Here is a 23,768-nt window from a genome sequence, read left to right on the forward strand (position 1 = left end):
AAACCGCCGCATGCGTCGCGGGCGCCGCGCCGGCAGACCCCGCGAACCTGAAACCTATCCCATACTGCCACACCCCGTCTAATTGGAGAACTCATCGCAGAACGCGGCAGTTTGACGATCGAGAGGCCAAATATCGGTTTTGCCAAGGTCAGTTTGACGATCAAGAGGCTGTGATCTTTCGTGCCCCCGCCTGGAAGGGGCGGAAATTGGTGTGTGAAGGCCCGTGCAACATGCACTATCACGCCTCAAGAGCCTCTCGATCGTCAAACTGACATCAGCACGGAACGAATTCAGCCTCTCGATCGTCAAACCGCTCCCCGGAACTTGGGACGGGCGGGGGAGTGGCGGGGCGAAACCCGCTACGATGAGGCGCATGACGAACGAACTGGCACAGCAGACGGCGACGGAACTCGGATTCCCGGCGGGGGCGACGCGCGAACAGGCGCTCGCGGCCCTGCTCGAGCAGATCATGGGCGCGTATTCGGTGAGCGACGACGAAACGCCGCTTGCGGACGAGGTGGAGGCGTTCCTGCGCAAGCAGCCGCACCTGACCGTGCGCCGCCACGGCGACACGGTGGTCGCGAGCACGGATTTCGGCAAGCCGCAGCGCGTGATTCTGGCCGGCCACATCGACACCGTGCCGGTGATCGACAACTTCCCGCCGCGCTGGCTCGAACCCGGCGACCCGCTGATCCGCGAGGACGTGGCGGCCGGTCACCCCGGAGAGCGCGTGCTGTGGGGTCGCGGCGCGACCGACATGAAGGCGTCCGACGCGGTGATGCTGTATCTGGCCGCCGCGCTGGACGGCCGCCGCGGCGGCGCGACCGGTGCGACCGGTGCGACCGGCGGCATCGACCCGAAGTACGACCTGACCTACGTGTTCTACGACCACGAGGAGGTCGCCGCCGAGAAGAACGGCCTGCGCAAGGTGGTCGAAAGCCATCCCGACTGGATCACCGGCGACTTCGCGATCATCGGCGAGCCGACCGACTGCGGCATCGAGGGCGGATGCAACGGCACGATGCGCTTCGACGTGGTCACGCACGGCGTGGCCGCGCATTCGGCGCGCGCGTGGATGGGCGACAACGCGATCCACAAGGCCGCCGAGATTCTGAACCGTCTGGCCGCGTACGAGCCGGCCGACGTGCCGGTGGACGGGCTCGTCTACCGCGAGGGCGTGAACGCGACGCTGATCTCCGGCGGCAAGGGCACGAACGTGATTCCCGACGAGTGCCGCGTCCACGTCAACTATCGCTTCGCACCCGACAAGACGATCGCCGAGGCCAAGGCGCTCATGATGGGCGCGGACTGCGGCGCGGAGCTCGGCAACGGCGAGCACGTCGCCACGGGCGGTATGTTCGCGGGATTCGGCATCGAGATGAAGGACGAGTCGCCGAGCGCCCGCCCGGGCATGGACTCGCCGCTGGCAGCCTCGCTGGCCCGCCTCGTCAAGGAGCGCACGGGCCGCGACCCGCAGGCCAAGCTCGGCTGGACCGACGTGGCCCGCTTCGCGATCCTCGGCATTCCGGCCGTGAACCTCGGCGCCGGCAGCCCGCTGCTTGCCCACAAGCACGACGAGCAGCTGCCCGAATCCGAGCTCGCCCTGCTCGCCGACATTCTGGAGGCGTGGCTCGTCGCGTGACGCGCGTCGGATGAACGTCGGGCGGCTGACCGCCCGCGATTCCGCCGTTGTTCACCGATTGTCAATTCTTGTGTCATACTTAAGGGTGGCGGTGCTGCAAGCCGCCGCAGCAACCGATGGCGTCGATCCCCTCGCGTGGTTTTTCCGCGGGGCCGGTGTCCGCCGTCGCAGCAAGGACTTTTTGACCGTTGCTTTATGCGGGCGCAATCGATGCGCGGCCACGGTGAGAGCGTGGTGTGACAGCCGCATGGGGCTTTGACATAGGCGATGCGATTGCAGCGCGTCGTTAGGAGCATTGTGCCCAGTGTGAACCATGAGGGCTTCGGCGACGCCGAAGTCGCAGATAACGTCGTATCCGATTCGTCCGCCCGCGCGGCGGAATCCCCGTCCGCGGACCAGTCCGCCGCCCAGCCGCCCGTTCCGGCGGCTCCTGCCCCCCGTCGCCGTCGCGGCGGCCGCCGCGTGGTGCGCGGAGCCGGCGCGGCCGGCGCGGCCGTCGAACTGACTGTGCAGGAGCATGCCGCGCCGCTGTTCGAGGAACCGCGCGTGGCCGATCTCGTCGTCACCCCGGACGTGTCCGCGGCCGAACGGTCCGAACACCGGTCCCGCAGCGCGGTCCGGCATTCCGCCGTCGATTTCGTCGACGCGTCGCAGTCCGGCGACGATCACGACCGTCAGGACGCCCGCGACGACCGCCAGGACGACGCCCCGTCCTCCCGTCGCGTCCGTTCCCGCCGCCGTGCCGCCGCGTTCGACGATGCGCCGATCGACGAGGCGCCGCGTCGTTCCCGTCGCCGCGCGTCCCGTGACGATGCCGATTCCGGCGACGACCGCGCGCTCGACGCCGTCGAGTCGCTGCTGGATCTCGACGATCACGACGACCGCGACGCCCGCCCGTCCCGCGCCGGACGGGCCGTTCGTCCCGCCGCCGCTGCGCGCGGCGCGAAGCCGATGACGTCGCTGCTGTTTCAGGAGCCGGTGCTGCCCGAGCTGCCGCCGGCCGATCACGCGCATGACGACGCCGCGGACGATGACCGCGACGCCTCACGCCGCTCGCGTCGCTCCGACGGCGCGGAACGGACGGATCGCGCCGGACGCGACGCACATGACGATCACGCCGGCCGCGACGATCAGCCGGAGGAGACCGTCCGCTCCCGTCGCCGTCGCCGCCGCGGCGGCTCGCAGGACGCGTCCGACGATTCGCGTGACGCGATCGTCGAGATCGCCCCGAAGGATCGGGAGCCGGATCGTGACGCGTCGAACGGCGTTGCGGACGCGGACTCCGACGCGTCCGCCGAATCGGGCCGTTCGCGCCGCTCCCGCCGCCTGAACGCGCAGGAGCGCCGCGCCGCCGCCGAGGTCGAGCAGATCGAGGAGGACCTCGAGTTCGACGACATCACGTACGCCCCGATCACCGAGGAGGACCTCACGGAAGGCCCGACCCGCTCCCGTCGCCGTCGCCGCCGCGGCGGACGCGACGCCGAACGCGAGACGCCGGACGTCGAATCGGCGTCCGATCAGCCGTCCGGCGTGGACGCGGACGAACCGGACGTGCCGTCGCGCCGCCGTCGCGAGGAGAGCGAGGACGAGGAGGCGGGCGTGACCCGTCGCCGTCGCCGTCGCCGTTCCAAGTCGGGCGACGACGTCGAGGATCTCGTGCCGCGCCGCTCGCGCAAGCAGCAGTACATCGACGAAATCACCGACATCGAGGGCTCCACGCGACTCGAGGCGAAGAAGCAGCGCCGCCGCGACAACCGTCGCGAGCGCTCCCGCCAGTCGCAGCTCATGGAACAGGATTTCCTCGCGCGCCGCGAGAACGTCGAGCGTTTGATGGTCGTGCGCGAGCGCGGCCGCCACACGCAGATCTCGGTGATCGAGGACAACGTGCTCGTCGAGCATTACGTGTCCGACATCCAGGAGGTCGCGACCGTCGGCAACGTGTATCTCGGCCGCGTGCAGAACGTGCTGCCGAGCATGGAGGCCGCGTTCGTGGACATCGGCCAGGCGCGCAACGGCGTGCTGTACGCGGGCGAGGTCAACTGGGACGCGGCGCGTCTCGACGGCCAGCCGCGACGCATCGAGCTCGCGTTCAAGTCGGGCGACCCGGTGCTCGTGCAGGTCACCAAGGATCCGATCGGCCACAAGGGCGCGCGCCTGACCTCGCAGGTCACGCTCGCCGGCCGCTTCCTAGTGCTCGTGCCGTCCGGCGGCATGACCGGCGTGAGCCGCAAGCTGAGCGACCGCGAACGTTCGCGCCTGAAGAACATCGTCTCGAAGATCGCCCCGAAAGACATGGGCGTGATCATCCGCACGGCCGCCGAAGGCGCGTCCGAGGAGGCGATCGTCAAGGATCTGGAAAGCCTCGTGCGCCAGTGGGAGCGCATCACGTCCAAGCGCGACGAGTTCCTGCACGGCCGCCGGCCCAAGCTCCTGCAGGGCGAGCCGGACGTGGCGATCCGCGTGGTGCGCGACATCTTCAACGACGACTTCAAGCAGATGATCGTCGAGGGCGACAAGGTGTACGAGCGCATCGAGGAATACCTCGAGACGATGGCCCCGGACCTGCGCGACAAGCTCGTCAAGTGGGATCCGGCCGAGCACGGCGGCAAGGACGTGTTCGACAAGTGGCAGATCGACTCGCAGCTGCGCAAGGGCATGGAACGGCAGGTCTACCTGCCGTCCGGCGGCTCGATCGTCATCGACCGCACCGAGGCCATGACCACGATCGACGTGAACACCGGCCGGTTCATCGGCAAGGGCAAGTCGCTCGAGGAGACCGTGACCCGGTGCAACCTCGAGGCGGCCGAGGAGATCGCGCGCCAGCTGCGCCTGCGCGACATCGGCGGCATGGTGATGATCGACTTCGTCGACATGGTCATGCCCGCCAACCGCGACCTCGTGCTGCGCCGCCTCATCGAATGCCTGGCGCGTGACCGCACCAAGCATCAGGTGGCGGAGGTCACCTCGCTGGGCCTCGTGCAGATGACGCGCAAGCGCATCGGACAGGGCCTCGTCGAGGCGTTCTCCGAGGAGTGCCCGACCTGCAAGGGCCGCGGCTTCATCCTGCACGACGAGCCGACCGTGAACGCGGATTATGATGATCCGTATGCGCTCAAGGGCGGCGATCCGTTCATCCGCACGAACAAGCACGGCCGCGGCACGGACGTGCAGGTGCCGCAGGGCTCCTCGGCGGATGTGAAGGCCAAGCTCGCGCAGATCGCGGCGGCTGCGGTTGCCGCGAACAACGCGGAGAGCGAGGAGTAACGGAAAACGCGCCGCGACGGGCGGGCCGCCCCGCCGGGATTCCCGGCTGGATTCGCCCGTTCGCCGCGGCATGTGGCAGGTCGGCGCGACACGCGCCGATTTGACACGCCGAATTCAACTTGCGTTAGTACACGGGTCGGTGTAAGTTAGACAGTCGGTGTCTGACCAGCGGCTTGCGTGCGTCAGGCAAGTAGCTTTATAACACCATAGTTAGGACTAAGCATGTACGCGATTGTGAAGGCCGGTGGCCATCAGGAAAAGGTCGAGGTCGGCGACGTCATCCTCGTCAACCGTCTCGACGCCAAGAAGGGCGACGCCGTGGAGTTCCCGGTTGCCCTCGTTGTCGACGGCGCCAAGGTTGTGCTGGGCGCCAAGGATCTCGCTGCGGTTTCCGCCAAGGGCGAGGTCGTTGATGATGAGGCCAAGGGCCCCAAGATCAACATCATGAAGTACAAGAACAAGACCGGCGTGGCCCGTCGCAAGGGTCATCGTCAGAAGCTGACCGCCGTCAAGATCACGGCGATCGCCTGAGCGGAAACGACCAGGCTTAGCTAGGACCGAAAGGAACAGATCATGGCACATAAGAAGGGCGCTTCCAGCTCGCGTAACGGTCGCGATTCTAATGCGCAGTACCTCGGCGTCAAGAAGTTCGGCGGCGAAGCCGTCGTGGCCGGCAACATCATCATCCGCCAGCGTGGTACCAAGTTCCACCCGGGCGAGAACGTCGGCATGGGCAAGGATCACACCCTGTTCGCCCTCACCGACGGCAGCGTGAAGTTCGGCGTTCGCCGCGACCGCAAGGTCGTCGACGTGATCGCCGCCTGAGACACGCACCAACAAACGTAAGAAAAAGCCGCGCCCCACGGACGCGGCTTTTTCTATACCCTGACACGTAAGGTAAATACATGAGTGATTTTGTGGATCGCGTGACCGTCCATGTCAAGGGCGGCGACGGCGGCAACGGCTCCGCCGGCATCCGACGCGAAAAGTACAAGCCGCTCGCCGGCCCGAACGGCGGCAATGGCGGCGACGGCGGCTCCGTCATCTTCGAGGCGACGCGCAACGCGAACAGTCTGCTGGACTACCGTTTCATGCCGCACCGCGCGGCCGGCAACGGCACGATGGGCCTCGGCGACACCAAGGACGGCTCCAAGGGCGAGGACCTGATCCTGCCCGTGCCGGTCGGCACGGTCATCTTCGCCGCGAAGGGCCCGTCCGGCAAGCCGAAGCAGCCGGGCGAGCAGCTGGCCGACCTGCGCCGCGAGGGCGACCGTTTCGTCGCCGCCGCGGGTGGTGCCGGCGGCCTCGGCAACGCGGCCCTCGCCAATCGCACGCGCCGCGCGCCGGGCTTCGCGCTGCTCGGCGAGCTGGGCGACGAACGCGACGTGATCCTCGAGCTCAAGTCGATCGCCGACGTCGCGCTGGTCGGCTTCCCGTCGGCCGGCAAGTCGAGTCTGGTCGCCGCGATGAGCTCGGCCAAGCCGAAGATCGCCGACTATCCGTTCACCACGCTCGTGCCGAACCTCGGCGTGGTCATGGCCGGTGACGCGCGCTACACGATCGCCGACGTGCCGGGCCTGATCCCGGGCGCGTCCGAGGGCAAGGGCCTCGGCCTCGAGTTCCTGCGCCACATCGAGCGCACGGAGATCATCGCGCATGTGATCGACTGCGCCACGCTCGAACCGAACCGCGACCCGATGGCCGACTACGAGGCGCTCGAGCACGAGCTCGCGCAGTATGCGGACAAGCTCGAACTGCCGCTGGGCGCGATTCCGATTCCGGAGCGTCCGCGCGTGATCGTGCTCAACAAGGTCGACGTGCCGGAGGCCAAGGAACTGGCCGACTTCGTGCGCCCGGACTTCGAAAAGCTCGGCTTCAAGGTGTTCGAGATCTCCACCGCCTCGCACGAGGGCCTGAAGGAACTGAACTTCGCGCTGGCCGCGATGGTGGCCGACATGCGCAAGGAGGTCGCCCGCCGCGAGGAGGCCGAGGAGCAGGAACGCGTGGTCATCAAGCCGCTCGAGCAGGCCGCGCGCCGCCGTCGCCGCGCCGACGAGGGCGGCACCGCGCTCGACTTCACCGTGGAGCGCAAGGAGAACGGCAACGGCGAGGTCTGGTACGAAGTGCTCGGCACCAAGCCGGAACGCTGGGTCATGCAGACCAACTTCGACAACGACGAGGCCGTGGGCTATCTCGCCGACCGTCTGGCCAAGCTGGGCGTGGAGGACGAGCTGCGCCGCAAGGGCGCCAAGCCGGGCGACGAGGTGCGCATCGGGCGTGGTGACCGCGCGGTCGAGTTCGACTGGGATCCGACGATCGCGGCCGGCGCGGAGATGCTCGACGGCGCCCAGCTCGGCGCGCGCGGCAAGGATCTGCGCCTTGAGCCGGAGGAGCCGGGCGGACGCCGCCGCACGAACTCCGAGCGTCGCCGCCAGTACCACGAGATGATGGACGCGCGCGCCGCCGTGCGCGAGGCGATGATGGCGGAACGCGAGGCCGGCCACTGGGCCGATCCGTCCATCGACGACGACCGTCACGACGAGAACAGCCTGTTCGGCCGCGGCGAGGACGCGGACGAGGCGTAACGGCGCAGCCGAAAGCGGGGGAGGAGCATCATGGTCACCGAATCCGAAGTACGGCAGGCGGTCGCGGGGGCGCGGACCGTCGTCGTCAAGGTGGGGTCGAGCTCGCTGACCAAGCCGTCCGGCCATCTGGATACGGGCCGGCTGAACGCGCTCGTCGCCGCGCTGTCCGCGGCGGCGACGGAGGGCGCGCGCGTCGTGCTCGTCTCGTCCGGCGCCATCGCGGCCGGCTTCGGCCCGCTCGGCTTTGCGTCGCGGCCGACCGACGTCGCCACGCAGCAGGCGACCGCGGCGGTCGGCCAGGGCCTGCTCATGGCCCAGTACGAAGCCGCGTTCGGCCGGTTCGGCGTGCGCGTCGGGCAGATCCTGATCACGGCCGAGGACACGATCCGGCCGCAGCAGTACCGCAACGTGCAGCGCACGCTCGGCCGCCTGCTCGACCTCGGCGTCGTGCCGATCGTCAACGAAAACGATTCGCTGGCGAGCAACGAGATCCGCTTCGGCGACAACGACCGGCTGTCGGCGCTCGTCGCGAACATCGTGCGCGCCGACGCGCTCGTGCTGCTCACCGACGTGGACGCGCTGTACACGGCCCCGCCGTCCGAATCGGGGTCGCGGCGCATCGGCTTCGTGCCGAACGTGGTCGAGACGCTCGTCGACGTGACGGTGACCGGACCGACGTCCGGGGTTGGCACGGGCGGCATGGTCACCAAGCTGGAGGCCGCGCGCGTGGCCGCCGTGTCGGGCATTCCGACCGTGCTGACGTGCGCGTCGAACGCGGGGCCCGCGCTGATGGGCGACCCGGTGGGCACCGCGTTCGCGCCGGTCAAGCAGCGCGGATCGTCGCGTCGGCTGTGGATCGGATTCGCGGCGGAACCGCGCGGCACGATCGTCGTCGACGAGGGCGCCGCGACGGCCGTGCGCGGCGGACGCGCAAGCCTGCTGGCCGCGGGCGCGCTCGAAGTGCGCGGCGCGTTCTCCGCGGGCGACCCGGTGTGGGTCGATGACGAGTCCGGCACGCATCTGGCGCGCGGCCTCGCCGGCTTCGACTCGGAGGAGATCCCGCAGATGCTCGGCCGCACCACCACGCAGCTCAAGCGATTCCTCGGCGAGGAATACGCGCATCCGCTCGTGCACCGCGACAACCTCGTGCTGGTGTGATCGCGGCGGTGCGATCGGTGTGATCGTGCCGGCGCGATGCCGGCGCGACACGCTTCCATACATCGCGTGGCGGGTTTATCTTAGAAGCCATGACTATGGCTGAATGGCAAACTCTTTCCGACCGCATCAACCACGTGACCCCGAGCGCCACCCTGGCCGTCGACGCGAAGGCGAAGGCAATGAAGGCCTCCGGACTCGACGTCATCGGATTCGGCGCGGGCGAGCCGAACTTCCCGACCCCCGACTACGTGGTGGACGCCGCCGCGGCCGCGTGCCGCGACCCGAAGAACTACAAGTACACGCCGACCCCGGGCCTGCCCGAGCTGCGCGAGGCGATCGCCGCGAAGACGCTGCGCGACTCCGGCTACGAGGTCGCGCCCGAGCAGGTCGTCGTGACCAACGGCGGCAAGCAGGCCGTCTACTCGACGTTCCAGGTGCTGCTCAACGACGGCGACGAGGTCATCATCCCGACCCCGTACTGGACCAGCTATCCGGAGGCCGTCAAGCTTGCCGGCGGCGTGCCCGTCACCGTGTTCGCGGGCGCCGACCGCGGCTTCGAGCCGGATCTTGCCGCGCTCGAGGCGGCGCGCACCGAACGCACCAAGGCGATCATCGTCAATTCGCCGAACAACCCGACCGGCGCCGTCTGGTCGCCCGAAACGGTGCGCGGCATCGCCGAGTGGGCCATTGAACACCACATCTGGATCATCTCCGACGAAATCTACGAGCACCTCAACTACGACGACGCGAAGACCACGTACATCGGCGCGGCCGTGCCGGAATGCCGCGAGCAGCTCATCGTGCTCAACGGCGTGGCCAAGACGTACGCGATGCCCGGCTGGCGCGTCGGCTGGCTGATCGCGCCGCTGCCGGTCGCCAAGGCCGCCGCCAAGCTGCAGGGACACATGACGTCCAACGTGGCGAACGTGTCGCAGCGCGCGGCGATCGCGGCCGTCTCCGGTCCGCTCGACGTCGTGCACATGATGCGCGAGGGCTTCGACGCGCGACGCAAGGCGATCGTCGCCGCGCTCAACGCCATCGACGGCGTGAACTGCCCGACGCCGACCGGCGCGTTCTACGCGTTCGCCGACGTGAGCGCGCTGCTGAACCGCCCGCTGGGCCCGAACGGCACCGTGTCGTCCAGCTCGAGCGAGCTGGCGGCCGCGCTGCTCGACGAGGCGCACGTCGCCGCCGTGCCGGGCGAGGCGTTCGGCGCGCCCGGATACCTGCGATTCTCGTACGCGCTGGCCGACGACCAGCTCGCCGAGGGCATGCGCCGGTTCCAAAAGTGGGCGAGCCGTTAAACGGACAGTCCAGTGGACTGTCCGTAGGCGAGCCCTGAGCGAGACGGGAGTCGAGCGAAGGCAGCGTTGAGCCCTCGCGCAGCGAGGTCCGTTGGACGCCTTTCGCGACATGCCGAAGAAACGTTGAAATCCCGTGGTTTTTCCACGGGATTTTTTGTTCGATTGGACGAATCGAAAAATACCCGCTACTATAGCGACTTGGCGGTTTTGCCAAGCGCAAGCGTCCGGTTTTGAGCTGGGCGGGTTGCGCTGGATGGCAAGTTCACCTAGGGAAGTGGCGCAATTGGTAGCGCAACGGTCTCCAAAACCGTAGGTTGTGGGTTCGAGTCCCGCCTTCCCTGCCAAGTCTCTTGAAAACATGCTCTAGCGTAAGGATGGTTATGGCGAAGGCAAGCACATCTGTGGAAGCAAAGAAACCGAACATCTTTATGCGCGTCGGCCTGTTCATCAAGCAGATTATCGACGAAATGCGTAAGGTCGTCACCCCGACCGCCAAGGAACTGTTCTTCTGGTCGCTGGCCGTGTTCATCTTTGTGCTCTTCCTGATGGCTCTTGTCACCGGCATGGACTTCGGTCTGGGCAAGCTCACGCTGTGGGTGTTCGGCTGATCGTTACGACACAACCCAAAAGGTGAAATAACGAATGACTGATGAAGTGAATTTCGAAAATCTCGACGCGCGTCCCGACGTGACCGATGACGATGCGGCTCAGGCCGAGCCCGAGGTGAACCTCGACGCCGTGGCCTCCGCGGACGAGGACGAAATGAACGAGTCCGTCTCCGCTGATCTGCCGGGTGCTCCGGTCGCCAACGAGGCTTCCGACACCGTTGCCGACGCTGCCGATTCTGCCGAAGACGCCGAGGGCGAGTCGTCCGACGAGTCCGTCGAATCCGACTCCGAAGGTGAGGACGGCGAGTCCGACGCTCCTGAGGACGCTGGCGCCAAGGCCGTCGACGAATTCGCCAAGTCCCTGCGCACCCTCGAAGGCAAGTGGTACGTGCTGCACACGTACTCCGGCTACGAGAAGCGCGTGAAGACCAACGTCGAATCCCGTATCGTCAGCTTTGGTCTCGAAGACAAGATCTTCCAGGTCGAAGTGCCGATGGAGGAAGTCGAAAAGCACACCGACAAGGGCAAGAAGGTCATCACCCGCGTGCGCGTGCCGGGCTACGTGCTCATCCGCATGTGGCCGGACGAGGACGCGCGCCGCATCGTGCGCGAGACCGAAGGCGTGACCGGCTTCGTCGGCCCGACCAAGGATCCGGCGCCGCTGTCCCGCAAGGAAGTCGTGCAGATGATGGCCCCGATGATCTCCGCCGAGGCGCTGCGCAAGGCCGGCGACAAGCCCGCCGCCGCCAAGAAGCGCACGGTTGAGGTCTCCTACGCGGTCGGCGATCAGGTCACCGTCACCGACGGCCCGTTCACCACCATGGCCGCCGTCGTCTCCGACGTCGAGCCCACCACGCAGAAGCTCACCGTGCTGGTGTCCATCTTCGGCCGCGACACGCCGGTGGAGTTGGGCTTCAACCAAGTCGAAAAACTTCAGTAATTTCCGCTACGGAGCGCCTTCTGCGTTGCTCCTCGGTCGCGGTACGAAGTACCGCTTCCCTCGGTGCGCCTTGAAGTCGCACGCGTAGCGATAATTACTTGATAAATGTGATCCCCGCCTTTGTGCGGGGATTTTTCGTATCCGACTGTCTGCGTCCCTGTGGGTGTGCCGGCCGCAATGATACGGCTGTGGCACGGCGTGTCGTCCGGAGGGCACAGCATAATGGAATGGTTTGTGTCTGGAGGGCCGGATGCGGCGGCGACGCGCGCTCAAGCCCGCTAGCACAGCACAGCAACCATACGATTGCGGGAGGAGTCCGCCGCGGGAAACCAAGGCGTTCGCCACTACCACCGCTTCATAGAAAGAAGAACCAATAACATGGCTCCTAAAAAGAAGGTCACGGCGCTGATCAAGCTCCAGATCCAGGCTGGCAAGGCCAACCCGGCCCCGCCGCTGGGCCCGGCTCTGGGTTCGCACGGCGTGAACATCATGGACTTCTGCAAGGCGTACAACGCCCAGACGCAGGACAAGATGGGTCAGGTCATCCCGGTCGAGATCACCGTCTTCGAAGACCGTTCCTTCACCTTCATCCTCAAGACCCCGCCGGCCGCGGCTCTGCTCAAGAAGGCCGCCGGCGTCGACAAGGGCACCGAGAACCCGCTGACCCACAAGGTCGGCTCCGTCACCAAGGCTCAGGTCCGCGAGATCGCCGAAATCAAGATGGCCGATCTGTCCGCTCGTGACATCGAAGCCGGCATGAAGATCATCGAGGGCACCGCCCGTTCGATGGGCATCACGGTCACCGACTGAGAAGAGGAGAAGGACTAATGGTACAGCGTTCCAAGAAGTATCGCGAAGCGGCCGAGAAGGTCGATCGCAACAACCTCTACACCGCCAACGAGGCCATCGCGCTCCTCAAGAGCATGCCGGAGTACAAGTTCGACCAGACCGTGGAAGCGGTGCTGCGCCTGAACGTGGACCCGCGCAAGGCCGACCAGCTGGTGCGTGGCTCCGTCCTGCTGCCTCACGGCACTGGTAAGACCGCCAAGGTCCTCGTGTTCGCCCGTGGCCCGAAGGCCACCGAGGCCACCGAGGCCGGCGCCGACATCGTCGGTGATGACGACCTGATCGCGAAGGTCGCCGACGGCTTCCTCGACTTCGACGCCGTCGTCGCCACTCCGGACATGATGGGCAAGGTCGGCCGCCTCGGCCGCGTGCTCGGTCCGCGTGGTCTCATGCCGAACCCGAAGACCGGCACCGTCACCATGGACGTGACCAAGGCCATCAAGGAGATCAAGGGCGGCAAGGTCGACTTCCGCGTCGACAAGCACGGCAACCTCTCCTTCCTCATCGGCAAGATGAGCTTCGACGAGGCCGCTCTGGACGAGAACTTCAAGGCCGTGGCCGACGAAGTCAAGCGTCTGAAGCCGTCCACCGTGAAGGGCCGCTACGTCACCAAGGCGACCATCACCTCCACGATGAACCCGGGCGTCCCGGTCGATCCGATGACCGTTGCCTGATTCTCGCTGAGAACGGTTTTACGCAGAACCCCCGCGTTGCATTCCGCATCGCGGGGGTTCTCGCATGTCCGCGACCTTTTCCTCAACGTTGTGCGGGCCGACGCCGGTCAGCGGAGGGTCATGCGGCCCAAAGCGATGGCGGTGCGCAGCACGTATGCCTCGCGCGGGTCGGTGGCGTCCCAGCCGGTGGCGTCGGCGGCTCGCTTCAGACGGTATCGGACCGTGTTCGGATGCACGTTGAGCGCCTTTGCCGTGGTTTCCAGCGAGCCGCCGGACAGCAGAAAGGTTGAGACGGTTTCCAAGGTCGGATCGTCCGGGCCGGACGCGGTGAGACTGCCGTACACGGCCTCGACCAGCTCGCGCTTCGCGTCGGCGTCGCCGATCAGCGCGCGCTCCGGCAGCGCGTCCTCGGCTCGGATCAGGCGCAGCATGTCCTCGCGCGGATTGCGCCATGCGGCGGCTTGCGACGGGCCGTCGCCATGCGATGACGCAGCCGACGATAATGCGGACGCCGCCGCGATCGACGCGGAAGCGGCGCCTACGGTTCCGGCCGAGCCGGCTGAGCCGGCAGGACCGACGGAACCGGACGCGCCGGGCGCAAACCGGACGGCCGGAGCCGCCGCCAGCGTGCTCAACGCGGCGAGCACGGTCGCCGACGCCCCATTCACCCCATGCCTGACCGGACCGAGCGCCACCGGACGGTCAGCCGCGAACGCCGCCATCATCGCCGTGCACGTGACTTCCGGGGTCGCCGCTGCCTGCGCCGCCGTCAACGCGACGCACACGCCGTCATGCACGCCGGCGATCGTCAACGATCCACCCAAATCGCGCACGGCCGCACGCAGCCGCCGCAGCGTCGTGGATACGCCGCCCGATTCGCCCGGATAGCCCGCGACGGCGAAGCATCGCGCGTCGTCGGGCCAACCGAGCACGTGCATCAGCGACGCGGTGCGCGCGTCCGTCAACCCGTTCACCAGACATTCGAACGCAACCGCCTCCGCATCGCAGCCGTGCGCGGCGAGCAGCTCCAGAAAATCCCCGTTCATACGTTCCGCCATGCCCCTCAGCTTAGTCGGCCTGCGCCCTGATTCCGGCGACAAATGACATGAGACCATACCAGTTTGACGATCGAGAGGCTGATTTCCGGCTTTGCCGACGTCAGTTTGACGATTGAGAGGCCGTCATAGACGATTTTTCCCCATGAACTAGCCTGTATTTCACCGAAAACCGCAATACGATGGCTCTCAAGCAGGTCCTTGGCAGCCTCTCGATCGTAGAACCGACCTTTGCAGAGGTTGGAATTAGCCTCTCGATCGTCAAACTCGCTTGATTTCAGTCTTCCGGCCGTTGCTCTGTCCCATCTTGGTTCGCCGCGGAACCGGCCTGCGCCGCGCGCGACTCGCGCCAGAACGTGAGGCACACGAAGCAGAACACGAACGCGACCGGCAGCATGTGCCGCTCGAAGTTGTTCGCCGGCGCGGTGGCCATGACGCCCATGAGCAGCAGCAGCGGGAAATGCGTGAGCAGCGTGCGCCAACGGCGCAGAATCACCTCGGCCGCACCGATCAGCAGGGTCAGCGTCACGTAGAAATTGCCGTGCGTGACCCAGCCGAGCACCGGGATCGCGCCCCAGGCTCGCGCCCGCTTCGCGACGGTTTCGCGCCAGTCGTGGTTCACGAGCTTGAGCCAGGTGCTCGACTTCTGCACGTAGTCGCTGGTCACGTAGTAGTCCATCGACACGTATGGCATGTCGGTCGGGTCGAAGTAGCCGTAGCATTCCGCCAGCAGCGCGTCGAGCGCGATCACCGGGTTCGCCTTCGTGATCTCAAGCCACGCCGAATTGAAATTCTTCATGTCGTCGGGCGTGACGGTGCGCCATTTGTAGCTCACCTTCTTCGACTGGATGCCGGACGATTTGACCGGATCCGCGTCCTGCTGGAAATACGCCTCGGCCATTTGGTCGAGGTTGAAGATCGGTGCGAGCTGCTTGCGCGCGGATTCGGGGATGCCGTCCGGGTTGAGTTTGGCGACGCGCGCGATCATCTGCAGCTGTACGCCGCGGCTTTCGATCGGGTCGCCGGTGATGATCGAACCGGTCGAGCCGAGCAGCGTGATGCCGCCGTGGATGACGATCACCGGCAGCAGCAGCGCGACCGCGTACGTCCGCCAACGTTTGCGATCGGCGAACAATACGAGCACGATCTGCGCGGCGATGATGTACCACGCGTACTTCGCGGAGATCAGCATCACGCACGTCGACAGCACGAATGCAGCCAACGTATGCACCGGTGTGCGCACGATCGCGTCGAGCGGGTTGCGCCCGCCCGGCCGCCACGTCATGAGCAGCTCGTACCACACGCCGAACCACCACGTGAACGCGAACGCGAACAGCGGCGACTTGGTGAGCGAGATCGTCGAAAACAGCACGAGCGGGCAGGCCAGGAACATGAGCAGCGTGATGAAGCGCGCCACCCCGCCGGCCGCGCGGTTCGGATACGGCTGCGGCCGCAGCTTCGTGATCGTCAGCGAGGAAACCGCGCCGCGTTCGGGGCGGGAGAAGTCGACGGGACGCAGGTAATGCGGGCGTTCGGGATGCGCATAGTCCACGCGTTCGGTGGCGTGCGCGGGCCTGAGCCACGGCAGGTTGAGGAATCGGTTCGCGGCCGACGCGCAGCAGAACGCGGCGAAGAGCCACTGCAGCACGGACAGCGCCACGAAGCCGGCGTCGTTCGAGTCGGTCAGGTAGCGTGAGATCGCCGCCGCGCCGCCGTAGAACACGGTGAGCACGATGTTGTGCTGGTCGGTCAGGTAGGTCGGGTCGCTCGGCCACATGTAGTGCGCGGTCGGGTAGATGTCCATAGGCACGAACGAGAAGAAGCCGATGTACGGCTGCTTCATGCCGGTCCACTGGTTCCACGCCCAGCTGAACTCGCGCGCCTGCGAGCGCACGTCCGCACCGAACGCGCTCATGAGCGTGGTCGGCACCCACAGCCAGCCGAGGATGAGGATGAGCGCGATCTTCCAGCCGCGGTCGGTGGCGCGCGTGAGGCCCCGGCCGGTCGCCGCGGCCGCTCGGCGAGCGAAGGACGACGTGTACGTTGCGATGGTTCGCAGCGCGCGGTCGACGCGGGGATGGGTGCGTGCGAGACGCTCTGCAAGCGTTTGCGTGACCAGCGCGACGACGCTGCGCCACAACGACGGTTCGCGCGACTGCGCCGCGTCGCGCGGCCGTCCCGAACGCACGAGCAGGCCGACGATCGACAGCGTGATCAGGAACGTCGCGACGAAATACAGGCTGTTGGCCTGCGTCCAGTCGGCGATCGACCCTTCCGCCCAGTACAGCGGGCCGATCGCCACGCACAGTGCGATCCACAGGCAGGCGAGCACGGCCAGCGCCCATCGTGCCGCCGCGGCGAATCGGGCGATGCGGGAGGCGCGGGGGATCGCGAGGGCGGGGGACTGGGAATCGCTGGCTGTGGTCATATCACGCCATTCTAACGGTCGGTGTCCGCAACGGGTCTGGCAACAGGTCCAACGGTCGGTTCGCAACAGGGACGGAGATTGTCGCCTTATGTCGCGTTATGTGCGGCGCGGTGTGCGATTGTCGCGGCAAAACCCGGCAAATCGGCCCGCGACACCCCGCTCGCCCGGTATATTGACACGATTTTTGACGCGCCGGAGAGGCCGGCGTAAGGTGAATCGCATGATTTCAATGTTGAAGATCGCACAGCCGCGACTTGACGCCACCGAGCGTGTGGCCGACAAAACCGTTGCGTTCGCCGAGATCGACTCGACGCATGCGCAGGCCCGCCGCATGATCGAGGCCGGGGACATCGCGCATGACGACGAGCGCGGCATTTCGATTTCCGTGATCGCCGCAGACAGCCAGACGAACGGCCTGGCGCGTTTCGGACGCCCGTGGATCAGCAATCCGGGCCATTCGTTCACGATGTCGTTCGTCGCCGTGATCCCGCGCACGATCGCCGAGGACGAGCTGGTCAACGGCTGGCTGTCGATGATCGCGGGGCTGTCCACGCTCGACGCGCTCGAGGGCACGCTCGACGCGTGCGGCGCGCATTCGTTCTACCCGGATTGCGGGTTCAAGCTCAAGTGGCCGAACGACGTGTACTGCCACGGTCTGAAGCTCGGCGGCACGTTCACCGAACCGGTGCCGCTGCCCGACGACGACGTGAGCGTGGCGGTCGTGTTCAGCATCGGCATCAATCTCATGATGCCGGCCGACCGGCTGCCCACGTCGCAGGCCACGTCGCTGCAGATGCACTTCGCGCCGCTGCCTCCGATCGAGACGTTGCGCGACATGATCGCCTCGCGTCTGGTCGAGTCGCTGCGCACGCGCCTCGAGGCATTCGTGGAGATGCCGATCGTGCAGTCGAGCCGTCTGCGTTCGGAGATGCGCCACGTGTGCTGGATGATGGGCCGCGACGTCGAGGCGCAGCTCATCGACGGCAGCGAGGTGCGCGGCACGGTCGTCGCGCTCAACGACGATGCGTCGATCAGCGTGCGCCTCGAATCGGGCGACATGCAGGATCTGCTCGCCAGCGAGGTCAGCGTGCTCGCCTGACGTTGTGTTGAATCGTTATCGTATCGTTATCATATCGTTATGATATCGAGTATGAACGCAATGAAAGGCTGGACGGCATGACGGTGACGCTCAAGGACGTGGCGAAACGGGCCGGCGTGTCCGTGGCGACGGTGTCGTACGCGCTGCGCGGCGGTCCGTACGTGTCCGACGACGTGGCCGCGAGGATCCGCACTGCGGTCGACGAACTCGGCTATACGGCCAACCAGTCGGCGCGCACGCTGCGCTCGGGGCGCACCGGCACGATCATGGTCGGCGTGCACGAGCTCGACATGCCGTACTTCTATTCGCGGTTCGCGCAGCACATGGTCGACCGGATCGAACGGGCCGGCTACAAGGCGCTCGTCGCCCGGTTCGGCTGGAACGAGGACAGCGTGCGCGATTCGCTGGAACGGTTGGCCGACCAGCCGTGCGACGGGCTGATCATCCATGCCGGGGGCCTGTCTGCCGCCGAGCTCACGCGTCTTGGCAAAGGCCGTCAGCTCGTGCTCATCGACGATTTTTCCTCGCGGCCCGCGTTTGACGCGATCGTCGTACCCGGCGAAACCGGCATTCGCATGGCGACCGAGCATCTGATCGCGCGTGGTTGCCGCGACATTGCGATGGTGGGTGCCGACTGGACGCCGAAAAGCCGGCTCGACCGGCGCGTCAGCCGCGTGATGCGGCTGCGCGGCTATGCGGAGGCGCTTGAAGCGGCAGGTCTTGAATACCGCCGGGAGAACCTGTATTCCGGCGAATGGAACATGGACGTTGGGCGCGACGTCGCGCACCGGATCATCGCCGACGGCATGCCGTTCGACGGAATCGTGTGCGCCACCGATTCGCTGGCGGTCGGCCTGATCCGCGGGTTCGCCGACCGCGGCGTGCACGTGCCCGACGCGGTGCGCATCGTCGGATTCGATGGATTGTCGTTGGACGGGTTCACGGTGCCGTCGCTTACCACGGTCGCGCTCGACATGGATGATCTGGCCGACAAGGCCGTGAGCATGCTGATCTCGCGCGTGGAGGGGTCGTATGATGGGCCGTCACGTCGCGAAGAGGGCCGTCTTGCGCTCGTCGAACGCGAGTCGAGCCGCTGATGCGCTGATGCGTCGGCCGCAGCGCTGCACGGCGCTATGCTGATGCCTCTGGACGGTTTTGCGATGCGTCACGGTGCTCAGCTCGTGAACAGTTCGTCGATCGGTGTTGATTGACGCATACGCGTGCTCGTGCAAAAACGTTGGAATCGCAAGGGAAACGCCGGAGTTAATGGGCAAATTCATATCGATTTGACAACGGCGGCGCAGTGTCATATCGTTATGACATCAGATCGATATGAAAAAGAAGGCGAGAACGGTCTCGTCCATATCGATCCGCCACGAGGAAAGGTGGAACATGATGTACGCAACAAGCACACGGCAGTGGGGCCGCATCGTCGCGGCGACCGGCGTGATCCTGTCGATGACCGCGGTATCGGCCTGCGGCAACGGCGCGGCGGCGACCGACAGGTCCGGCAAGCCGGTCGTCACCGTCGCGCTGCTGCAGAACTCGGACGCCCAAGGCAAGCTCAAGGACGCGCAGTGGGCCAAGGAACTGGAACAGGCCTGTGGTTGCACGATCAAATGGACGCAGAGCAACCCGACCTCGTGGACCCAGCAGAAGAACGCGGTCCTCGCCTCCGGCGACGTGGCCGACCTTTCGTTCAACCTGTACGACCAGACCGACTTCTCGCTCAACCCGGTGTTCGAAGACCTCTCCGACGACCTCGACAAAATGCCCAACGTCAGGAAGCTGCTCGAGAACAAGAACAACGAGGCCGTCAAGAAGTACGCGTACACGCTCGACGGCAAGCTTTACCAGATCCCGTCCTACACGCCCACCATCGAAAACGTCGGCACCGGCCAGAACTGGATGATCAACAAGACATGGCTCGACAAGCTGGGTCTCAAGGTGCCGACCACGTGGGACGAGCTGACCCGGGTGCTCGAGGCGTTCAAGACGCAGGATCCGAACGGCAACGGCAAGCAGGACGAGATCCCGTTCGACATCAACGCGCTCGGCACCAACGGCTTCAGCTGGTATTCGCCGTTCCTGCTCATGAACTCCACCGGCATCTCCACGTCCGTCACGTCCGCTTCCGGCTCGCAGGGCATGTACGTGAAGAACGGCAAGGTCGCGAACTTCATGCTCGACGACGAATACCGCGAAGTCGTCGGCTACCTGCACGAGCTCATCTCCAAGGGCCTCGTGCCCTCCGACGCCATGACCAAGGACTCCTCCAAGTACAACGCCGAACTGCAGAGCGACGGCAAGACCGCGCTCGTCGGCATGGCAATCGGCTGGGACCGCTACGCCTTCGGCGACCTCAAGGACCAGTACGTGTCCATTGCCACGCCGTCCGCGCCCGGTCACACCGCCGTGTGGGAGCAGGGACAGGACTCCGCGTACGCAGGCGCCGCGGTCAAGGCCGATTCTCCGAACAAGGACGCGATCTTCAAGATCATCGACAAGATGGTCGAACCTGACGTGTCGGTGAGCGCCTACTGGGGCGACATGCCGAAGTACGTTGAAAAGCGCGCAGAAGGCGACTATCTCGTCAAGCCCGAGGCCATGGACGGCACCGCGGTCAAGTACGGCTGGAGCAACCGCGTGTTCGCGTTCTGGAACAAGGGCACCGTCATCGACGGCGTGGACGATCTCAAGGTCTACAACGGGGACCTCGCCGCCACGCAGGCCCAAATGCCCGGCGACGGCAACTACATGCCGTTCTACGTGATGCCCGACCAGACCGACAACACCACCATCTCCAACAACAACGTCGCCATCCTCGACTACGTGGTGCCGAAGACCGTCGAATGGATCGTCAACGGCGGACTCGACGACGCGGCGTGGAACGATTTCAAGGCCGGTCTCAAGAAGCTCAACATCGACCAGAACGTCGAACTGTGGCAGAAATGGTACGACGCCTACGCCAAGGAGTGACGCAACCCGCACTGACCGTGCGGCGCGGGCGTTGCGCCCAACCCACGCTGATCACGCCATCTCCCAACAACATTCGTCCCGGCGACATCGCGTGCCGCCGGCGCAACGCTCCGGCCGTCCGTGTCCTATCGGCCGCCGTCGCGCCGCCGGCGCATCTCTGTGCGTACGTCGCCGGGCTTTTCCGCATCATCCAGCACATAGGGCCAGCAAGTCCAGCAAGTAAGGAATCCGCAATCATGACCGTCGTCATCGCTTCTCCGCCGTCATCGGGCATACTGCCCGCACCGTCCGAACAAGCCGCACGTTTCACCTCCCTCCCGTCCGTCACCGCATCCGGCGTCGCCGACCCGGTCACGGCGAACCGCGCGCCCGCCGACTACGCCGGCTTCGCCTACGTGTACTTCGCGTCCCCCGACGGCCGCGTCGAGGACGACCAGAAGATCTATTTCGCGTTCAGCCGCGACGGCCTGCACTGGAGCGACCCGGTGCGGTCCATGACGATCAGTTCGACGATCGGCGAGCGCGCGGTGCGCGACCCGTTTCTCATGCGACGGTCCGACCGCGACGGATTCGTGCTCATCGGCACGGACCTCGACTTCAACGCGCCGTGGTATGCCAAGCCGGACGGCGGCATCGACTTCGCCGCCACCGTGCGCCGCGGCAGCACCGGCATCTGCGTATGGGAATCCGACGACCTGATCCACTGGTCGAACGAGCGCATCGTCGACGTCGCCTCGAGCGTGCGGGCCGGCAACGCGTGGGCGCCGCGCGCGATCTGGGATGGTTCGCGCGGCGCATATCTCGTGTACTGGTCGAGCTGCACGCCGGCCGACGACTACGCCAAACAGCGCATCTGGGCCGCGTGGACGCGTGACTTCACGACGTTCGGCGCGCCGTTCGTGCTCGTCGAACGTGACCATGCCGTCATCGACGCGGCGTTGTGCGTGCGCGGCGGGCGCATCGTCATGCACATCAAGAACGAGGACGACAAGTACGTGTACGTCGAAACGGCCGATGACCTGCTCGGCCCGTACGAGCGGCTCGCGAACCCCGCGCTGGAACGTTTCCCCGGCGGCTTCGAGGGGCCCACGTCGTGCGTGCTGCCGGACGGCCGGACGCTGCTCATGACCGACGAATACCTGCCGCGATGGACCGGATACCGCCCGTTCGTCACGTCCGACCCGCTCGCCGAAGACTCGTACCGTGCGCTCGAACCGGGCGAATACCGGCTGCCGGCCGGTGCCAACCACGGCAGCATCGTCGCGCTCACCGAGGCCGAACTTGCCGCGCTTGGGCAGTGACGGACGCCGGCGCGCACGGTGCGGCGTGCGCGATGCCGGAGTCGCCGATGCCGTTCATCGTCGAGACGAAGGCCCGCCGATGCCGCAGACGGCGGTAGGCTGAAGGCATGAGCGAATATGCGAATGCCAATGATGCCAGTGATATTGAGCAGGCGCGCACGGCGATGGCGTGCGTTGCGGCCGTCAACCGGGCCGCGATGCGGATGCCGCGCACGGTTGCGGCGGCGGGCGGCGACGTGCTGCTGTTCGACAGACTCGGGTCGACGAACACGACGGCGCGCGATCTGGCCGCGGCGGGACGGCCGGTCGCCGTGGTCGCGGCGGACGCGCAGACCGCGGGTCGTGGCAGGCTCGATCACACGTGGACGAGCCGTCCGGGGGAGTCGTTCACGGTGTCGTTCGTCGTGCGCGCTCCGCGTGCGATCGCGACCGACGAGCGGGTCAACGGATGGCTGCAGATGATCGCCGGCCTCGCTTCGCTCGACGCGATCCGCGCGGCGGTGCGCGATTTCGGGAGCGGCAATCTGATGCTCAAATGGCCGAACGACCTGTTTTGCGACGGACGCAAGCTGGGCGGCATCCTCGCCGAAATGGTCATGCCGCTGGCTGGGTCTAGCGTCGGTCCGTTTGCGGGCGGCGACGTGACGCTCGTGTTCGGCATCGGCATCAACCTGGCTGTGCCGGCCGGCTGTCTGCCCACTACGCAATCCACGTCGCTGCAGCTGCATTACGACATTTCGGACAATACGGACGCGCTGCGCGACGCGATCGCCGCCGGCATCATCGCCGGACTGCGCTCGCGCGTTGCCGCCTTCGCCGCCGACCCGCAAGGACAGGCCGCGCGGCTGCTCGACGAAACGCGCCGCGTCTGCTGGACGCTCGGCCACGGGGTCGAAGCGCATTTCACCGACGGCTCGACCCTGCGCGGCGAAGCGCTCGCGCTCAACGCCGACGCCTCGCTCACCATCCGCACGCAGGACGGCAACGCCCACGTCGTGCGCACCGCGGACGTGGGCGTCTTGGCCTGAATGCGGGCGGTGGTGCGCCCGATCCTTTCGATTATCGATGCAGCGCGACGGCTGCGGCAACCGTGAGGGACGCGACGGCGGACTTGACGACATCGCCGATGATGAACGGCATCGACGCGAGGATGATCGCGGGCAGGGGAGCGCCGGTGAGCGCGGCCTGCACGGCGAAACCGAACACGTAGACGACGGCCACGCAGCCGACCATCGCGGCCGCGAAGTAGCGCAGGAACGTCAGCGCGAAGACGAGCGGACGGGAAGCGGCGGCGTCCGCGACGGATGCTGCGAGATCGGCACGGTCGGCGGCATCGGCGATGTCGGCGGAACCGGCGGCCGCATGATGCGCGGCGACGGTGCGACGGGATGCGCCCTTGAGCCATGCGGTGACGATCACGCCCGGCAGGAAGCCGAGCAGGAAGCCGGCCGACGGGCCGAACAGCGCGGCCGTGGACGAACCGCCGGCGAACACCGGCAGACCGGCCGCGCCGGCGGCCAGATACAGCGCGACCGCGGCGCCGGCCTGACGCCAGTCCATCGTGAGCGCCGCGACCATGACCACGAACGTCTGCAGCGTGATCGGCACCGGCGTGCCCGGAATCGGCACCGCGCCGGCGGCGGATGCGAGCCACAGGAGCACGGCGAACGCGATGGGCTTGGCGACGGCGAGAACGGTGCGGCGGGCGCGACTGCCCGCGACCGCGGAAGTGGTGATGGACGGCATGATGATTCCCCTTGTCTCGAGTAAGCGAGTCTGACGAAAACGCGTGACCTGTCTTGCAGCAGCGTGCAGTTTCGTCAAGTTACAAGGCCTTACGCTAGACCTGCGATGTTGCGGTTACGTTTGTGTAGCTTTACAAAAG

The 23,768-nt window shown here is 66.5% G+C and carries 19 protein-coding genes and 1 tRNA gene; 17 read left to right on the top strand and 3 right to left on the bottom strand.

Annotated elements, in window-relative coordinates; all coding sequences use genetic code 11:
- The first annotated feature begins 373 nt into the window (after positions 1 to 373).
- The 12 genes from dapE to rplA all read left to right on the top strand — a co-directional run bounded on the left by dapE (position 374) and on the right by rplA (position 13,021).
- Positions 374 to 1,642: a succinyl-diaminopimelate desuccinylase gene (gene dapE / locus KIH79_RS06485; protein ID WP_219058674.1), complete on the top strand. Its 1,269-nt coding sequence runs from the start codon at positions 374 to 376 to the stop codon at positions 1,640 to 1,642.
- 297 nt (positions 1,643 to 1,939) lie between these two features.
- On the top strand, positions 1,940 to 4,906 hold the full coding sequence (locus KIH79_RS06490; RefSeq protein WP_420829366.1) for an Rne/Rng family ribonuclease: 2,967 nt from the start codon (positions 1,940 to 1,942) through the stop codon (positions 4,904 to 4,906).
- Positions 4,907 to 5,128: 222 nt separating this feature from the next.
- Positions 5,129 to 5,437 (top strand): 50S ribosomal protein L21, encoded by a 309-nt coding sequence (gene rplU / locus KIH79_RS06495; protein ID WP_219058676.1) that lies wholly within the window; start codon positions 5,129 to 5,131, stop codon positions 5,435 to 5,437.
- Between the two features lie 42 nt (positions 5,438 to 5,479).
- On the top strand, positions 5,480 to 5,731 hold the full coding sequence (rpmA, locus tag KIH79_RS06500) for a 50S ribosomal protein L27 (RefSeq protein ID WP_152357956.1): 252 nt from the start codon (positions 5,480 to 5,482) through the stop codon (positions 5,729 to 5,731).
- An 80-nt stretch (positions 5,732 to 5,811) separates the two neighbouring features.
- Positions 5,812 to 7,491, top strand: a complete 1,680-nt coding sequence (obgE, locus tag KIH79_RS06505) for a GTPase ObgE (RefSeq protein WP_219058677.1) — start codon at positions 5,812 to 5,814, stop codon at positions 7,489 to 7,491.
- Positions 7,492 to 7,521: 30 nt separating this feature from the next.
- Complete coding sequence (gene proB / locus KIH79_RS06510; protein WP_219058678.1) at positions 7,522 to 8,649, top strand: glutamate 5-kinase; 1,128 nt, start codon at positions 7,522 to 7,524, stop codon at positions 8,647 to 8,649.
- Between the two features lie 95 nt (positions 8,650 to 8,744).
- Positions 8,745 to 9,953 (top strand): pyridoxal phosphate-dependent aminotransferase, encoded by a 1,209-nt coding sequence (locus KIH79_RS06515; RefSeq protein WP_219058679.1) that lies wholly within the window; start codon positions 8,745 to 8,747, stop codon positions 9,951 to 9,953.
- Positions 9,954 to 10,221: 268 nt separating this feature from the next.
- Positions 10,222 to 10,297: transfer RNA gene (locus KIH79_RS06520), tRNA-Trp, on the top strand.
- A gap of 36 nt (positions 10,298 to 10,333) precedes the next feature.
- Positions 10,334 to 10,561 (top strand): preprotein translocase subunit SecE, encoded by a 228-nt coding sequence (gene secE / locus KIH79_RS06525; RefSeq protein WP_219058680.1) that lies wholly within the window; start codon positions 10,334 to 10,336, stop codon positions 10,559 to 10,561.
- Between the two features lie 34 nt (positions 10,562 to 10,595).
- Complete coding sequence (gene nusG / locus KIH79_RS06530; RefSeq protein WP_219058681.1) at positions 10,596 to 11,501, top strand: transcription termination/antitermination protein NusG; 906 nt, start codon at positions 10,596 to 10,598, stop codon at positions 11,499 to 11,501.
- 378 nt (positions 11,502 to 11,879) lie between these two features.
- Positions 11,880 to 12,311, top strand: coding sequence for a 50S ribosomal protein L11 (rplK, locus tag KIH79_RS06535; RefSeq protein ID WP_033493471.1), 432 nt, complete (start codon positions 11,880 to 11,882; stop codon positions 12,309 to 12,311).
- A 17-nt stretch (positions 12,312 to 12,328) separates the two neighbouring features.
- On the top strand, positions 12,329 to 13,021 hold the full coding sequence (gene rplA, locus KIH79_RS06540; RefSeq protein ID WP_033493473.1) for a 50S ribosomal protein L1: 693 nt from the start codon (positions 12,329 to 12,331) through the stop codon (positions 13,019 to 13,021).
- A gap of 107 nt (positions 13,022 to 13,128) precedes the next feature.
- Here the strand turns inward: rplA and KIH79_RS06545 are convergent, their stop codons facing one another.
- On the bottom strand, positions 13,129 to 14,079 hold the full coding sequence (locus KIH79_RS06545) for a PucR family transcriptional regulator (protein WP_219058682.1): 951 nt from the start codon (positions 14,077 to 14,079) through the stop codon (positions 13,129 to 13,131).
- Between the two features lie 274 nt (positions 14,080 to 14,353).
- Complete coding sequence (locus KIH79_RS06550) at positions 14,354 to 16,504, bottom strand: DUF6020 family protein (protein WP_219058683.1); 2,151 nt, start codon at positions 16,502 to 16,504, stop codon at positions 14,354 to 14,356.
- Between the two features lie 220 nt (positions 16,505 to 16,724).
- Here KIH79_RS06550 and KIH79_RS06555 point away from each other — a divergent pair, with 220 nt between their 5' ends.
- The 5 genes from KIH79_RS06555 to KIH79_RS06575 all read left to right on the top strand — a co-directional run bounded on the left by KIH79_RS06555 (position 16,725) and on the right by KIH79_RS06575 (position 22,911).
- Positions 16,725 to 17,603 carry a biotin--[acetyl-CoA-carboxylase] ligase gene (locus KIH79_RS06555; protein WP_219058684.1) on the top strand — a complete coding sequence of 293 codons (879 nt, stop codon included), beginning with the start codon at positions 16,725 to 16,727 and terminating at the stop codon, positions 17,601 to 17,603.
- Between the two features lie 77 nt (positions 17,604 to 17,680).
- Positions 17,681 to 18,700, top strand: coding sequence for a LacI family DNA-binding transcriptional regulator (locus KIH79_RS06560; RefSeq protein ID WP_219058685.1), 1,020 nt, complete (start codon positions 17,681 to 17,683; stop codon positions 18,698 to 18,700).
- Between the two features lie 295 nt (positions 18,701 to 18,995).
- Positions 18,996 to 20,582 carry a type 2 periplasmic-binding domain-containing protein gene (locus KIH79_RS06565; RefSeq protein ID WP_219058686.1) on the top strand — a complete coding sequence of 529 codons (1,587 nt, stop codon included), beginning with the start codon at positions 18,996 to 18,998 and terminating at the stop codon, positions 20,580 to 20,582.
- A gap of 236 nt (positions 20,583 to 20,818) precedes the next feature.
- On the top strand, positions 20,819 to 21,883 hold the full coding sequence (locus KIH79_RS06570; protein ID WP_219058687.1) for a glycoside hydrolase family 43 protein: 1,065 nt from the start codon (positions 20,819 to 20,821) through the stop codon (positions 21,881 to 21,883).
- Positions 21,884 to 22,086: 203 nt separating this feature from the next.
- On the top strand, positions 22,087 to 22,911 hold the full coding sequence (locus KIH79_RS06575; RefSeq protein ID WP_420829367.1) for a biotin--[acetyl-CoA-carboxylase] ligase: 825 nt from the start codon (positions 22,087 to 22,089) through the stop codon (positions 22,909 to 22,911).
- 31 nt (positions 22,912 to 22,942) lie between these two features.
- Here the strand turns inward: KIH79_RS06575 and KIH79_RS06580 are convergent, their stop codons facing one another.
- Positions 22,943 to 23,632 (bottom strand): biotin transporter BioY, encoded by a 690-nt coding sequence (locus KIH79_RS06580; RefSeq protein ID WP_219058736.1) that lies wholly within the window; start codon positions 23,630 to 23,632, stop codon positions 22,943 to 22,945.
- Positions 23,633 to 23,768: the final 136 nt, after the last annotated feature.

This window comes from Bifidobacterium miconis, assembly GCF_019331735.1.
GTDB lineage: Bacteria > Actinomycetota > Actinomycetes > Actinomycetales > Bifidobacteriaceae > Bifidobacterium > Bifidobacterium miconis.